The following is a 425-nucleotide window of genomic DNA, read 5'->3' as shown; positions in this document are numbered from 1 at the left end:
ATCACGACCAGAACAAGAACGGCGTCGTCGATCCGGGCGAGCCCCTGATCACCGCCACTCCGGTCATCCCGGCCGACGAGAATATCTGGGTGATCGTCCGCTCGAACATCCCGAGCGATCTCGACGACGGTGAAGAGGGCGATCTCGAGCTGCTGGCCGAGGCCGTCAGCGGCACCGGCGCGCCGGGCACGGTGGTCACCACCGCGACCGACACGATCGGCGGCGATCCCGTCACCATCAGCGTGGTGGCCGGCCTCAGCGGCGGCGACGACGACGACACCGGCACCTATGTGATCTACACGCCGGCGACCCCGACCGCCGACGTGGAGCTCGAAAAGTCGCAGTCGTTCCTGGATCCCTGGGGCGGCGACGAGAAGGTGCCGGGCACCGTCATCACCTACCAGCTCCAGGCGACCGTCACCGGC

General features: G+C 68.2%; 1 protein-coding gene. It reads left to right on the top strand.

Going from position 1 to position 425, the window contains the following annotated elements; genetic code table 11:
• Nucleotides 1–425: hypothetical protein (locus tag AC2JF9_RS09690; RefSeq protein WP_500727356.1), on the top strand; the 425-nt coding region annotated here is incomplete at both ends.

Source organism: Lactobacillus sp. C449L (assembly GCF_059900815.1).
Note: the sequence above shows the minus strand (reverse complement) of the source record. Positions and strands in the feature narration are given on the sequence as shown.